Raw genomic sequence first — 15,615 nt, forward strand, 5'->3', positions numbered from 1 at the left:
GTGGTGACGGTGATATTCTCGATCCCATCGATGCCGATGCCCTCAAGCGCCGCATCGATCGTGCCGCTGTCCTGCAGCGTCACGCTGGTCGCTGCGTTGCCCGTGTTGTCGATGTCGACACCCGCGCCGCTCGTCGAATCGACCAGGCCGCTCATGTCGACCGTGGTGAGCGTGCCGCCCGACTGATCGATGCGGATCGCCGTGTCGCCCGCAAACACGTCGCCATCGGTGGTGACGGTGATATTCTCGATCCCATCGATGCCGATGCCCTCAAGCGCCGCATCGATCGTGCCGCTGTCCTGCAGCGTCACGCTGGTCGCCGCGTTGCCGGTATTGTCGATGTCGACACCCGCGCCGCTCGTCGAATCGACCAGGCCGCTCATGTCGACCGTGGTGAGCGTGCCGCCCGACTGATCGATGCGGATCGCCGTGTCGCCCGCGAACACGTCGCCATCGGTGGTGACGGTGATATTCTCGATCCCGTCGATTCCGATGCCTTCCAGCGCCGCGTCGATCGTGCCCGTCTCGGTCAAGGTGACCGAGGTGACGGCGTTGCCCGTGTTGTCGATGTCGACGCCCGCCCCGGAGGCGGAGGTGAGGTCAGCCCGCACGAGGACTTCGGTGGAGGTCCCGCCCGACTGCGCGATGCGTATCGCGGTATCGCCCGCATCCACGTCGCCATCCGTGGTGATCGCGCTGCTGCCGACGCCATCGATGGAGATGCCCTCGTTCGCCGCGTCGATCGAACCGGTCGCGGCGAGCGCCACTGTGGTCGCCGCGCTGCCGGTATTGTCGATATCGATACCGTCCTCTCCCGCCTCGATCAGCGCGTTAGCGTTGACCGTCACGAGGTCGGAGCCTTGGGTCTCGATCTGCACACCGTCGCCGCCGGTCGCGTTGCCTGCGCCTCCTATCCCGGTGATCGGGCCGTCGAGGGTCAGGGTGGTCGCGCCGCTCGCTCCGGTGTTTGCGACATCCAGGCCGAGAGCGGTGGCCTGGATCGCGGCGAAGGTTCCAATGATGCCCCCGTTTCCGTTCTGCGTGAGCGTTACGCCGGTGCCGCCATTGGCAATGACAGTGTCGTTGGCTGTGACGTCGAGCGCACCGTCGAGACCGCCGCCGGCCACGGTCGAGACGAGACCGTCGGACCCGCCGGTCACGGAACCGTCGAGCGCAATGGTCGTCGCGGCGCCCGACAGGGAATTCGTCACGATGCCGGTGCCATCACCCGTCACCGACACATCGCCCGCCGCATCGCTGGTCAACGTCAGCGCGCCGGTGCCGGAATGCTGGATATCCACGCCCGCGGCAGCCGCATCGCTCACGGTCGACGTCACGGCACCGTTCAGCACGACCTCGGTCGTGGTGCCGCCCTCGGTCGTCACGGCGAGTCCCGTGCCGCCGCCGGTGATGGAGCCGCCCGTCTCGACCGTCACACTCACGGCCCCGCCGGTGGCCGCCGCATCCTGGCTGACCGATACCGTGGTGCCATCCGCCTGCGGGTTCGTCAGGGTGACGGCGTCCGCGATCGTCAGCGCGGTTTCCGTGGCATCGGCACTGTTGTTGTCGAGCACGATGGCCGGATTGGCGGCGTCGCCCTGCACCGCTGCATCCACGTCGACGACGATGCGCTCACCGCTGCCATTACCTATTGCAGAGATGCCCGAGCCGTTCGTGCCGGTCACCTGCGCGGTATTGGTGATCTCGATATCCGCGCTGCCGGTCGTGGTCACATCGATGCCACTCTGCCCCGTGATGGCGGCGGAGCTGTCGATGTCGACCGTGCCGGAGCCTGCAGACTGGACCAGAACGCCGGTCGTGCCCGCATCGATCGTGCCGGTCACATCGATATCGACGGTGCCGCCGGTCGCGCCCTGATCGACGTCGATGCCGTTGCCGGTGGTCGCGTCGATGGTGGCGCCCGAAGCCACCGTCACGGTGCCCGTGCCGGTCGCGTCGATGTCGATCCCGTTGTCGCTGCCCGTCAACGTGGCCGCTGCCAGCGTCGTGACGGTGGTATCGGTGCCCGACGTGGTGACAGAGATCGCATCGCCGCCCTGCCCCGTTACATCGCCGTCGATCACGTCGATCGTGGTGGTGGTACCGCCGGTATTGCTGGCAGTGATTCCGTTCTCGCTGCCGGTCACGTCGTTCGAGGTCTCGATCTGGAGGGCACCGCCATTCGACTGGTCGGCGAGGATGCCGTTTCCGTCGGTCCCGGTGATGACTCCGCTCGTAGTGATGTCAACGAGCGCACCGCTCGTGCCGGTGGACTCAACCGACACGCCGACATCTCCCGTTGCGGTCCCCGACACGTCGACGGTGGTGGCCTCGCCGGAGTTCTCTACGCTCAGGCCGAACTGGTCACCGATCGCATCGCCGGCAAGATCGACGTTCACCGACCCGGCGGAATTCTGAACCTGCATACCGAAGAGGCCGCCGGTCACATCGCCATCCGCTCCGCTCGTCACGTCGACGCTGCCACCGGTGGAATTGGTGACGACGACACCGCCTGCCGACGCACTGTTGGCGGTAACGGCCGCATCGATATCCACATCGACATCACCTGCACCGTCCGAAGAGACATTGACGGCCACGTCGCCGCCGGAGGTCGTGACGGCCCCGTCGATATCGACGGTAATGTCGCCCGCGCCCGTCGTCGTCGCGTCGATCCCGCGAGAGATGGCATCGATGCTGCCGCTATTGGCGATGGTCGTGCTGCCCGCGCCGGAGGTCGTGGTCCGGATACCAATATCGGAGGCGGTGATGTCGCCGCTGAGATCGATGTCGATAAGGCCATCGCCGGTCTGGGCCACGTCGATGCCGGTCTGGTCGGTGGAGATGTCGCCCGCCATGTCGACCGACACCGCACCAAAATCGGAACTGGTCGCGCCGATCGAGATGCCGTCGCCTCCGGTGGCGGAGATCGAGGACGTGTCGGTTCCAGTGATGGTGACAGCCGTATCGCTGGCGCTGTCGATCTCGATACCCGGCCCGGCAGTACCGGTCACGGTGCTCGCGAAATCGAGCGTCACGTCACTGGTGGCGAGGATGTCGATGCCGGTCTGGCCGGTCACGTCCCCATCCTCGGTAAGGTCGATGTCGAGCGGGCCGGCCCCGGCCAGCCCGTCGATCGAGATGCCGTCGCCCGCCGTACCCTCCAGCGCGGCGGAGACGTCGAGGTCGAGCCCGCCTGCCCCGGCAATGCTTGCCGTGAAGCCGTCGATCGCACCCGTCACGGCTCCGGCCAGATCGACGGTCGCGGCACCGCCACCCGCGACAGTGGTCACGTCCACACCCGTCGTGAAGCCCGTGATGACCCCTGCCGCAGTGGTCGTGACGGTCACGTCACCATCCGCGGCCTGATTGTCGGCCACGATACCGGTGGAGCCTGCGGTGCTGTCGCCGGTCACGGAATTGCGCACGTCTACCACGATGTCGCCATCGGTCGTCACGGTCGTGTCGATACCCGCATTCGAGCCTTCAACAGTGCCGAGCGTTGTCACGGTCACTGTGCCGGTGCCCGCTTCGGCCAGGATGCCGGTATCGTCGCCGTCGATGCTGCTCGCTGCCGTGGTGTCGATGGCGATCTCGCCCGTTGCGGTAGTGGCGTCGATGCCGTTTTGCGCCGCGTCGATCGCCGCGTCGAGATCGATATCGATCGAGCCGCCATCCGTCGTGGTCGCGAGCACGCCCGTGCCGCCGGAGGTCACGTCGGCGTTCACGTCAATATCCATGAGTCCCGAACCGTTCGAGACATTCGAGACGATAGCATCGCCTGTCGTTTCGATGGTCGCGGTGTTGGCGATCTGAAGTGCACCGCCACCCTGATTGTCTGCGACGACGCCGCGACCGCCTGCGGTGATGGCGCCGCCGACATCGATGTCGGTGGTGCCGGTGCCCAGCGTCTCGACCAGGATCGCGTCGCCCGCGTTGACGTCGATCGTCCCGGCGGTGCCGGTGGTGATGTCGATCGTGCTGGCCACGGCGGCGTCGAGGTCGACCTCAATGCCATTACCTGCATCGGTTGCGATCACCGCGCCATCGATATCGAGATCGACGCTCTGCTGGCTGTTGGCGTTCGTGGAGACGTCGATGACCGCCTCGGCGCTTTCGCCGGTGACGCTGGCATCGACATCGAGCAGGATCGTGCCGGTGCTGGTGCCGCCGGTTGTAAGACCGGCGACGATGATACCGCTCCGCTCGGTTCCCGCAGCGGCAGCGTTATTGTTGATCGTCACATCGGTTGCGCCGGTCCCGGTGATGGTCGCGCCGATGCCGTTGGCGCCCGAGACGGCAGCGTTGGTGGTGATGTCGATATCGCCGCCTGTCCCATCCTGGATTGCGCCGACTGCAGCTGTATTCGTATCGGTAGAGGTCGAGGTAACGGTGTCATTCGTCACGACATCGATGTCACCGGAGTCGCCTTGGCTGATGATGGAAACACCATCAGAGGTGCTGGCTGTGACCGTCCCGTCGAGCGTCACGCGCGTGTCGCCCGTTCCGGTATTGACGGCAAACAGTCCCTCGCTGCCAGAGATGTCGCCAGCCGCATTTGAGGTGATGATGAGGTTCGCGGTATCCGGGCCGGTCGGCGCACCAGATGCCGTAACGAGAACGCCAGCCCCGCCATTGGACGTCACCGCACCGTTGATTGCCAAGGTCGTCGGCCCACTGCCGAGACCGGAAACATTGAGCGCCGTCTGAGCCGCCTGCGCCGTAACGGCACCGGACGTGGTAACGGTGGTGGAGGTGCCATTGGAGCTGGTCGCCACGTCGAGCGCGATGCCGGTCGTCCCGATCACGTCACCCGCGAGGGTCACGGAGGTCGCGGCAGAGCCGTTGTTCGTAACGTCGAGACCAGTCGTCCCCTGCAGATCGCCAGCCGCATTGCTCGTGACCATCATATCGCCGGTCGCGCTCGACGTATTGGCGATCGAGACTGCAGCGGCACCGGAGGTCACGGACGCATTCAGCGTGGCGCTGGTTGCGCCGGTCCCGTTATTGTCGATGTCGACACCGATATCGGTGGCAGTCACCTCTCCCGTCAATGTCAGGGCGAGGTCAGTCGCGCTCGCCGCATTCAGTAGGTCGATCCCGATCCCGTCCGTGGCGTCTACCGTCCCGGCGATGTCGGCTGTCAGTGCGCCGCTTCCATCGTTCGTGGCGTCGATGCCCGTCTCGCCCGAAACGGTCCCTGCGCTCGTGGTCTCGATGGTCAGGCTGCTGCCATCCGCGGTCGCCAGTATGCCCGTGCCCGTGGTCGCCGTCAGAGCGGCATTGGCGGTGACACGTGCAGCGCCGCTTCCGTCCTGATCGAGCGTGATCGCGTCGCCGGTCGCGACCGTGATCGCGCTGTCAGTCTCCACCGTCGCCGTCGTCGTGTTGGTGCCGCTCGTCAGGCTGACCGCGCCCGAGGTCGTCGTCTTGTTCAGATCGACAAGGCTCGCGCCGGTACCCTGGTTGTTCGCGACGATCGCATCGGTGGAGCCGGTCGTCCCGCTCGACGACACGGTCAGATCGGTGGCCGTCGCGCCATTGTCGGCGAGGATCGTGCCGGAGGTCGTGCCGGCCACGGCGATGTCGAGCGCGCCGGTGCCGGTATTGTCCGCATCGATGGCGGTATCCGTACCGGTCAGGCTGCCGGAGGCGGCGACGTCGATGTCGAGCCCGGTGGCGTTCTGGTTCGCGTCGGCGACCAGCGCGATGCCACCCGTGCTCTCGACGTCGCGGGCGATATCGATATCGACCAGACCGGTGCCGCTGCCGTTCACGGTCAGCGTGTCATCTGCGCTTTGCAGCGTCGTGCCCGCGGCCTGCACGTCGACGGCCAGGCCGCCCGAGCTGGCTGCGCCATTGACGTCCAGCACACGCGGTGCCGCTCCGGCTGCGACGAAGCCGCTTCCAAGCGTGACATCCGTGGCGCCATCGCCAACATTGTCGATGTCGGCAAGCAACGTGCCGTTGCTATCGAGGGTGCCATCGAGAACCGCCGTCAGATCGCCGGATCCCGCCGCGCCGTCCAGATCGACCGCCGGGCCATCGGTGCCCGTGACGCTACCGTCGAGTGTCACCGATGCCGCGCCGCCAGAATTGGTGAACGCCACGCCGCGGTCGCCCCCGGTCACGTCGCCGCTGAGGCTCACCGTCGAGTTCGCGGCGCCCGTGGCGACGATCAAGCCATCGTCGCCACCGCTGATCGTTCCACCTGCGGCCTGTCCGAGTGTGAAGGCGGTCACGTCGCTTCCCGCCGTGACCGTGGCACCGCTGCTGCCCGCGCCACCGACCGTGATCGCACCGTCGAGGTCGACATCCATCGTGCCCGTACCCTGCGAGGTCGCGACAAAACCGATGCCGCCGGTCCCGCCGGTAATGTTCGACGTGCCGCCGATCGTGACGTCGTAGTCGCCGCTGCCGGTCGCCGACGTGATCGCGAGGCCGGTGCTGCCGAGGCCGGTCCCGGTGAAATCGCCTGCGACGGTGGCATTGGTGTCGCCGGTCCCGGTGTTGGAGAAGTCGGAGCCGGTCGCGCCGGTGATCACCGCGCCATCCGCAACGGTCAGGTCGATGCCGCCATCGCCGGTCGAACTCTGCGAGATTCCCGCGCCGCCGGTGGACGTGATTGCCGCAGACGCAGTCACGTCGATGTCGTTGTTGCCAGCGCCACTCACGACGACGGCGGTCGAGTCGTCGTCGACCGTGCCGGAAAGCTCGAGATCCAGATCGCCCGCGCTGCTTTCGATGAAGACATCGCCATCGATGTCGCCGCCCAGATCGACGTCGAGGGCGCGGTTCACGATCGTTCCGGAGATGTTGGTCATCGCCTGATCGTTCGTGATGCGCACGGCGGAGCCGTTGGTCGACGAGATCGTGCCGGTGTTGACGATGCTCCGCAGCTCGGCATTGCCGAGGTTGTCGTTCCCGTTCACGTCCACGGAAAGCGCGGTGCCATCGGTCGTGACGATGCTGCCCGAATTGTCGATATCGAGCAGGCCGTTAACCGTCGCATCGACGCCGCCGACGACGCCCGTGATCGTTCCGCTGTTGTCGAGCGTGTAGTCCCCGCCTCCGGTGAATACGGCCGCGAGGTCATCCTCCCCCGACTGGTTCCCTGTGGCGGTGATCGTCCCCGCATTGGTCAGCGAGAATGCCGTCGTGCTCTCTCCGACGATGGCGGCGACGGTGCCCTCGACGCTTCCGGACCCGCCGACGGTCAGGATGGCGGTCGGGCTGCTGCCCACGCCGGTCGAGCCGGGTTCGCGCGTCAGGATCCTGACGCCGACGCCGTCGAAGGTCAGCCCGGTCGTCGTGCCCGGATTGGCACCGCCCGACAGTCCACCGTCGATATTCGCGGTCAGCTCGTATTCCTCGTCCGCATTCAGGATCGGTGCAAGGACGAGGGCGTCCGCGTTCGAAGTCAAAGTATTGGTGGCCCCGATCGTGGCGACGAAGCTCTCGCCCGCCGAGCCCCCCGCAACGATCTCGAGCGCATTGCCGTCGCCTACTCCGTTGAACCCGGTCGTGTCGATCCCCGCGTCCGTCGTAAAGGTCAGGGTGCCGCTCGTTCCCAGCGTGACCCGCTGCGTCGTGTCGTTGATCGGATCGGGCGCCCCGCTGCATTGGAAGGTGGTCGCTCCGGTCTGGGTGCAGCTTCCTGCCGTGGCGGCGAAGGGGAAGGCGGCAAGACCGAGACCGACGAGCGCCGTGGACAGGGCAAGATTCGGGCGGGAAACGGAAAAGGTCATGCGGGTGTCCTCTCGAAACAGACCGGGGGGCGGGCAGTGCTGTTCATCTGGTGCGTCGGCAGTTTTCTGCCGTTCGGTTATACAAGCCACAACTCGATAGCGCTTGTCACGCGATCCTTCTGCGCGTGGTTATTCTACATGGCTTTTTGGCGATGGTGTGGCTGACCCGCATGATGTCGGGGATTTACTCGGTGGCGTCGATCTGCGCTGCGCGCTGCGCCTCGCGGAATCGCAGGATGAGATCGTTGAGTTTGAACTGCGCATGCTGCCACAGCGGCGCTTCGGCGAAGGTGATGCGGACATGTGTGGGCTGGCCCGCCGCGCGCGATGGCGCGATGTCGGCCTGCACGCGCAGGCGCAGTCCGCTGATCCCGTCGACCTGCATTTGCTCGACGATCAGGTCGGCTTGCGCATCCAGCGGCAAGTAATCGTCACCCAGCCTCAGTTCCGCCTGTGTCCGGTCCTGCGTGAACTTCTCGACCCAACGCTCTGGGAAAGCACCGGTCAGCCACGTTTCGCCCGTCTGAGGCAGAAGATGACCGAACACATCCCCACCGACGAGCCGCACGCCCTCCCGGGCACGGGGAACGGGACGGAAATGGCCGGCCCGCGCGGCAATGATCTGCCTCGAGGCGCGGGCGTCACGCAGGCGAGAGACCCGGCCGGCGGAGGTGGCGGCCCGCTCCCGCGCGGCCTGAACGGTCAGCGGCTCCTGCCCTGCCGCCCCCTCGGCCACCGCGGCGTCGAAAGCCGCCTCGGCCTCGGCCAGCGCGAGATCGGCATCCGCCCCCGGTTCGATCAGCGCGAGCAGCATCTCGTCGCGAATTACCGGACCAGCGGGCCGAACCCTTTCGACGATCCCGCCCTCGCGCGTGCGCACCGCATAGCTGCCGTCGAGGTCCAGCAGAACCGGAACGGTCAGCACGAAGGGCCGCGGAACGAGGCCTATCAGCACCAGCGCACCGGAGAGGAGAGGCACCCACAACCAGCCGCACCCGCCCACCGCCTTGCGCGGGACCGTGGCCCCCTGCCCTCGACCCTGCACGGACGGCCCGGCCAGTGACATCAACGGCGTGAGGAACATCGCGACCAATCCCCACCCGACGATGAAGAGACCCAGCCCGAGGAATTTCGGCAGGACCTGCCAGGCGACGAAGGCGACGATCCAGACCTTGTAGAGGCTCGACAGGCAGGCGAAGGCGATGCGCAGGGGCGCGTTCGCCAGCGCCCTCCAGCTGTCGCCCGCCGAAAATCGTGCCAGCGCCGTTCGCAGCGCGCGGAAGGCGACGAAGCTCTCGGTGTGCCAGTTGCGCCGATGCAGCGCGTCCGACAGGGCGAAGTAGCCATCGAGCTTCAGGATCGGATTGATGTTGAACACCAGCGTATTGATCGAGTTGAACACGAAGAGGGAAGAGAGGATCTGCCGCGCGACCTCCCCCTCCACGAGATGCCAGGCGATGAAGGCCACCATCGCCACGGTGAGATCCGCGAACAACCCACCGAGCGAAATCAGGATGCGCCCCCGCCGATCGGCCAGCAGGTCGGCTTCGGAGCAGTCGACATAGGGCAGCGGGTAGAGCCCGAGCAGCATCACTCCCGCCTTGCGCACCCGCACACCTTGCGCGGTGGCGGCGAGGACATGGCCCAGCTCGTGCAAGATCTTCGTCAGCGGCGCGATGATAGCGAAGGTGGCGATCGCCTGCAGGCTGAAGACATCGCCGATGCGGGAGATCATGGCCCCGTCGCTGACCGCGTGGACCCAAAGGCAGAACAGCGACGCGAGGACGAAAAGAACCGCTCCGACGCGCGAGAAGGTCGCAGCCGCGAGCCAGCCGAGCGATTTTTGCCACGGGCCTACATCGAAGAGCGGGATCTGCATGAAAAGAGGATTGAACTTGCGTCGTCGTTCGCCGCTGGCATCGGCGCGCATCGCACGGACGAACTCGCCGATTACCGTGGCCGCGGCGATCTCCTCCTCCGCGACGTCGCCTTCGCCACGCCCCCGCAGGCGTGCGGAGACCTTTCCGAAGATTCGGGCGAGACCAGGCTGCAGGCGCAGGATGCGGCCCGAGGCGGGGTCCGATAACAGGTAGAGATGCCGCCCACCCTCCTCGGACAGGTGCACGCGCACCTCACGCAATGCACCGGCGCCGGTCAGCCCGCTCACAGACGCAGACCCAACCGTTGCCAGGCGGTCAGGCGCAGCCATTCGGCGAGAGGCCGCAGCAGCACCTGGATGCGCGGCGCCTCGCCAAGGTCGAGCCGGGCGATGCCGCTCAGGCCCTTGAACAGCTCGGGCGTCGGCTCTGTAATCTCGGCCAGGACGATCAGGACGGTCTCCCCATCTGCGCCCTGTACCGTTGCCACCGGCTCCTCGACGAGACGCAAGGGCCAGGCGCGGCCCCCTGCCCCGCGCAGCAGGAATTGCCCCTCCACTCCGGCCGATGCGAGTGGCGCATCGATCGCCGCTAGGCGCAACCGCGCCTGCATTCCGTCACCGACCTGCAACTCCGCTACGGGCGTTCCAGCGGAGAGCTGTGCGCCGATTTCACCCCTGTCGATCAGGTCTGCGACGCGCCCGTCGCGCGCGGCCCGCACGGTCAACGTCTCCAGCCGTTCTTCCAGCCGCGCGCTGCGCAAGGCCGCGATTTCCTGCCGCTGCTGGGCAAGCTGGTAACGGGCATATTCCCCGGCGGCCAGCGCCTCCTGCGCGCTGAGGCCTTCGAGGAGCTGGTTCAGCGCAGCCTCGTCCCGCGCCTCGGCCAGGGTCTCCGATTCCAGGCGGACGAGGATGTCACCCTCGCTCACGTCCTGCCCGACCGAAGTCTCGACAGCGACGAGCCGCGCATCCTCCGCCGCAATCTCGACGCGACTGGTGGCGGGGCGCAATTCTCCGGGAGCCGTCACCTCGAAACGCACGGGCCAGGCGAGGAAGATGCCCAGCCCGATCAGCGCGGCCAGCAGCGCCGCACGCGAGAGCAGCCCGGTGGACGAACGGGTGCGAGAGGGAAAAGCGATGGCAAGCGCCGCACGCGCCTCGGCGACCTCGGCGGGCGGCGGCGTTCCTTCGACATAGAGCGCCAGGCCGTCGCCGCGCGGGCGCGCGATGACGAACCCGTCGATCCGGTGCTCCTCGCAGTAAAGTGCCAGGTCGGGTCCCGCATCGGTGCCGTCCACCTCCGGCAGGTCATCGCCCCCGCGTGCGGCGTCGAAGGCGAGCACCTCCCGCTCTGCCGCGATCATGCGGTTGACGAAGATGCGGATGCTGTCGCGTCGCAGGTCCGCCGTCGGGCTGAGGCGGTGGATCTTACGCGCACGCCCCCGCCGGATGCCGACGAAGGCGAGTCCCGTCCAACCGGTCGCGGCACCGAGGCGCTCCAGCGCGGTCAGGCGGCGGGCCTTCAGGTGTCGCGGCAACACCCGAAGCGACTCGAAGAACGGCAGGAACCACCGTGGAGCGGCGGATGCCTCCACGGGCGCAGCGCCGGGCCGCGCGATCTGGCGGCTCGCCCGGACCAGAGAGCGGATGAGATGAGGCAGCGCCACGTCGCCATCGCGGACCTGCCACAGATGCGCCCGCCCGTCGCCGAGCGGCACGTGCACGGCGAGACGGGCATCGGGCAACTTGCGCGCGCCGGGGCGCTCGGGCTCGAACTCGGGCAGCAGCGCCAGCAGTTCCGGCCCCGGCGCGCGCCCGATCAGGGATCGGGCCGTGCCACCGTCGACTTCCGCCAGCAGGTCGACCTCCGCCCCCAGCCCGTCGAGCGCGCCGACACCGGGACCGGTGGCGACACTGCTCATCCGCCGATCTTGCCGAACCGCTCCTCGTAGACCTCGAGAGAGCGGACGAGGATCGCGGCGAACCGCTTGGCCGCCGCGGGGTTCATGACCATGCGGGTGTTGAGCTGGATCTCGACCGAGCCGCCCTCCTCGACTCCCTTCCAGCTTTGATGCTGGCCGAACAGAAGGAAGAATTCCTCCTGCGTCGCGGTCGCGGTGGCCACGTTGGCATAGCTCGACATGATATCCGCGTCGTTCCAGACCAGCTCCACCCCGTTTGGCAGCGTCTGGCGCATCGGGCTCGAATCCTGGGTCATGCTCGTCTCTCCTTCAGGGCCGTGTCATTCGGCGGCCATCGCCGACATTTCGGGATCGAGTGCCACGATGTCGGACAGCATGTCGAGGATCATCTGCTCGAAGATCAGGTCGAACAGAGCATCGTCCCCGTCGTCGAACGCGCCCTCGGCGATCATCCCGCTGCGCAGCGCGTCGCGTGCCTCGGCCTCGAACATGCCTGCACCGAGGTCGAAGCGCGACAGTTCCATCATCTCGGCGACGAAGCTCGAGGACGCCGCGACGCGGGTCATGTCGTCGACCAGGCCCCGGATCCGCTTGGCGGTGGAGGAAGCGTCGTAGGACGCCTCGGCAGGCGGAATGACCGGATCGAAGGTCGTGGTGTCGACCTCGATCAGCGTGTCGGTGGCAAAGCCGCTGGGCACGGTGGAGACGAGCCCGCCGCCCGTTCCGCCCGTCGACGGCGCCGCCACGCCCAGCGTGCCGTTGCGTGTCAGGAAGTCGGAATAGCCGTCGCGCAGCAGGAAGCCGGTCACCGTCAGCGACGCTTTTCCGGGCGCCACGAAGTTCGCCTGGAAGTCGGTGTCGAAGAAGTTGGTGCCGCTGCCGCCGACCAGGAAAGAGTGATCTGCCCCGGTGACGAGCAGGTCGTTGCCACCTCCGGTCCCGGCCTGCGTCGACAGCCGCATGGATTCGCTCCAGATCCGGACAGTGGAGTCGTAGGTATAGACCCTCTCCATCGTCAGGGTGTCGCCGAACATCAGGTCCTGACCCGCGCCACCGACCATGCGGTCAGCCGCCATGCCACCGATCATCATATCGCGACCCGCGCCGCCCGTCAGCGTATCGGCCCCGGCGATATCGTCGCGAACCGTGGAGAGGGTTTCGACCCGCTCCACCGCGCTGGCCCCGATATTCAGGCTGCCCGGCGTGAAGAAGGTCATCTCGGCCAGATCGCCGATCATGAGGTTGTGCCCGCCGGTTGCGGACATAACGTCTGCACCCGCCTGGCCAACCATCAGATCGTCGCCCGTGCCGCCGTTCAACGTGTCGGCAGCGCCGATGCCCTGATCGATCAGCTCCAGCGTTGCGACTTGCGTACCGACGAAGGTCAGGCGGCCAGCATCGCCGAGCATCACGTCGTCGCCTGCCGCGCCGATCAGCGAGTCGCTGCCCTCGGCTCCGATCAGCACATCGTCACCGGCGCCGCCATCGAGCGTGTCGGACGCACCGCGTGTGTCGGCCACGGACAATGCCGAAACGATCGCACCGCCACTGAACCCGACCGAACCGCCGTCACCCAGCAACAGGTCTGCGCCGTCGTTGCCGGTCAGGCTGTCCGCCCCGCCACCCCCGATGAGGATGTCCGAGTCGCTGCCACCGGTCAGCGTGTCGCCCCCGTCCGCCGTGCTTTCGACGGTGTCGAGCAGCAATCCTGCAAGAACGGCGCTGTCACCCACGGCAATATTGCTGCCTGTGCCGGTATCGATCGAATCCGCCCCGGCGCCGCCGAAGATGATGTCGTCGCCGGTGCCGCCCGTGATAAGATCGGCTGTCCCGATCTCGACCGATTGCGATTGAACCAGATCCGTCGCGACGGTCCCGATATCCCCGAGGATGATGTCGTCATCCGCGCCACCATCGATCGTATCGGCTCCGGTACCGCCAATGATCGCATCGTCGCCAGCGCCGCCGAGAACAACGTCCGCGCCACCGATCTCGACCGATTGCGCCGTCATCGAGGCGGCATCGATCCGACCCGCATCCGCGAGCACGCGGTCGGCACCCGCCCCGGCGTCGATATCGTCGGAACCGACGCCACCGATGATGGCGTCCGCACCGTCGCCTGCATCGATCGTGTCGTCACCACCGATTTGCGCGAAAGAGGACGTGAGAACCGCACCATCGATGCTGCCCAGGTCGCCTAGGATCGCGTCGGCATCGGCGCCACCGTCGATCTGGTCATCGCCTGCACCGCCGATGATCGAATCGTCCCCGTCCATGCCGCGGATCGTGTCGTTCCCGCCGGTCGCCGGAATCTCCGAAGTCAACGCGCCCGCCTCGATGCGACCCAAGTCGCCGATGATGGCGTCGGCTCCTGCGCCGCCGTCGATCTCGTCCTCACCCTCGCCGCCGATCAGATCGTCGTCGCCCGAACCACCGGTGATGCTGTCGGCATCACCGCTGCCGATGGCCTCGGAGAACAGGTCGCCCGCGACGATCCGGCCCGCATCACCCAGGATGGCATCGGAACCGTCGGCGCCATCGAGCGTATCCATTCCGGCCCCGCCGATGATCGAGTCCGCTCCCGCTCCGCCCGCGATGAGATCGGCAGCGCCAACTTCAATGAATTCGGCCGTCAGTTCGCCGGCGATCGCCCGACCCATGTCACCGAGTATGGCGTCGTCACCGGCACCGGCATCGATCGTGTCCATTCCGATGCCGCCGACGATCCGGTCGTCGCCGCCCGACGCGATGATCGCATCCGCGCCACCGGCGCCCGCGTCGAGGGCCTGGAGCCCCAGCGTCCCGATCCGCATCGCGGCGTCGCCCGCGATGGCGTAGTCCGCATCTCCGAAGCCCGAGATGACATCGTCACCCGCGCCGCCGATGATGACATCCGATCCAGCCTGCGACGTGATCGTGTCATTGCCACCGATTGCGGTCGCGAGGGAGGTATCGCCCCCGCTGGTCGCACCCGCACGGCCTTCGTCACCGAAGATCACACCGCTTAGCCCGGCATCGGTCACGCCGTCGGCACCGACGCCCGCGATGACGATCCCCTCGCCCGTCGCGGACAGGATGATCGTGTCGTCGCCACCGATGCCGCTTTCGGTCGAGCCTGCATCCCGCAGCCCGCCCGTCATCTCGCCGAAGCCGTGATCGCCGAGCACGATGAGGCTGGCGGTCAGCGCGGAGCCCGCGGTGATCTCGTCGCCGCCATCGCCACCGGCCAGCGTCAGGTTCGCACCATCCGCATCGAGCGTGTCGGCGGCTCCACCGGCCGAAGCCTGACTATCGACACGCAGCGTGGGCTGTGCGCCCAGCGTGATCGCGATGCGACCGGCATCGCCGAGGATCGCCACGTTCTCGCCGGTGCCGAACACCGTATCGCCGGACACGCCGCCGATCAGACCGACAAGTCCGGCCGTGTCGCCGGTCGCGGTCAGGATGTCCGCGCCACCTTCGGTATCGAACAGGGTCTCTCCGATCAGCGAGGCGGAACCATCATGCTCGATACGACCATGATCGCCGAGGATCAGGCCGCTTTCGGTCGTGATGGTATCAGCGCCCGATCCGCCAAGCGCGAAGTTCGCACCGCTCCCCAGATCGATGACATCCGCGGCACCGCTCGCAGGATCCGTGGAGGTCAGATCGAACAGGCCGCCGATCCGCGTCAAGACACCGTTGTCCCCCAGCACCGCATCGGTCGCCGCACCTGTGGTGATGGCGTCGGCGCCATCTCCCCCGATGATCGCGTCCATATCGGCGCCGCCGGAAATGGTGTCGTCACCGCCCAAAATGTCCGCCGCGCTTGTCACCGTGACATCCGTGGTGCCCAGGATCGTCCCGAAATCACCGAGCGCGACGTTAGCGCCGTCACCGAGGATCAGCGTGTCGCCACCCGCTCCGCCCGCGACACTGTCCGCGCCGCTGCCGAGCGTGATGGCATCGCCCGCACCGAACCCGTCGGAGATCGCCGAGACGAGCACCGCGTCGATGCTGCCGCTGTCGCCCAGGACCCGGTTGTCGCCGTCCGACAGCGTGATGCTGTCGCCCGCGCCGCCGCCGATCA

At 67.2% G+C, this 15,615-nt stretch carries 5 protein-coding genes; all 5 read right to left on the reverse strand.

Going from position 1 to position 15,615, the window contains the following annotated elements; all coding sequences use genetic code 11:
* A partial coding sequence (locus tag RX333_RS16720; protein ID WP_316016102.1) for a hypothetical protein occupies nt 1–7,745 on the reverse strand: 7,745 nt, incomplete at its 3' end.
* 184 nt (nt 7,746–7,929) lie between these two features.
* Nucleotides 7,930–9,912: a M50 family metallopeptidase gene (locus tag RX333_RS16725; protein ID WP_316016103.1), complete on the reverse strand. Its 1,983-nt coding sequence runs from the start codon at nt 9,910–9,912 to the stop codon at nt 7,930–7,932.
* Nucleotides 9,909–11,546, reverse strand: coding sequence for a hypothetical protein (locus RX333_RS16730; protein ID WP_316016104.1), 1,638 nt, complete (start codon nt 11,544–11,546; stop codon nt 9,909–9,911). The genes RX333_RS16725 and RX333_RS16730 overlap by 4 nt, the downstream gene beginning before the upstream one ends.
* Nucleotides 11,543–11,842, reverse strand: coding sequence for a DUF3467 domain-containing protein (locus RX333_RS16735; RefSeq protein WP_316016105.1), 300 nt, complete (start codon nt 11,840–11,842; stop codon nt 11,543–11,545). Before RX333_RS16735 ends, RX333_RS16730 begins: the two co-directional genes overlap by 4 nt.
* Nucleotides 11,843–11,866: 24 nt before the next feature.
* The coding region (locus RX333_RS16740; RefSeq protein WP_316016106.1) for a calcium-binding protein at nt 11,867–15,615 on the reverse strand (3,749 nt) is incomplete at its 5' end.

This window comes from Roseobacter sp. HKCCA0434 (assembly GCF_032464675.1).
Lineage (GTDB): Bacteria > Pseudomonadota > Alphaproteobacteria > Rhodobacterales > Rhodobacteraceae > Pontivivens.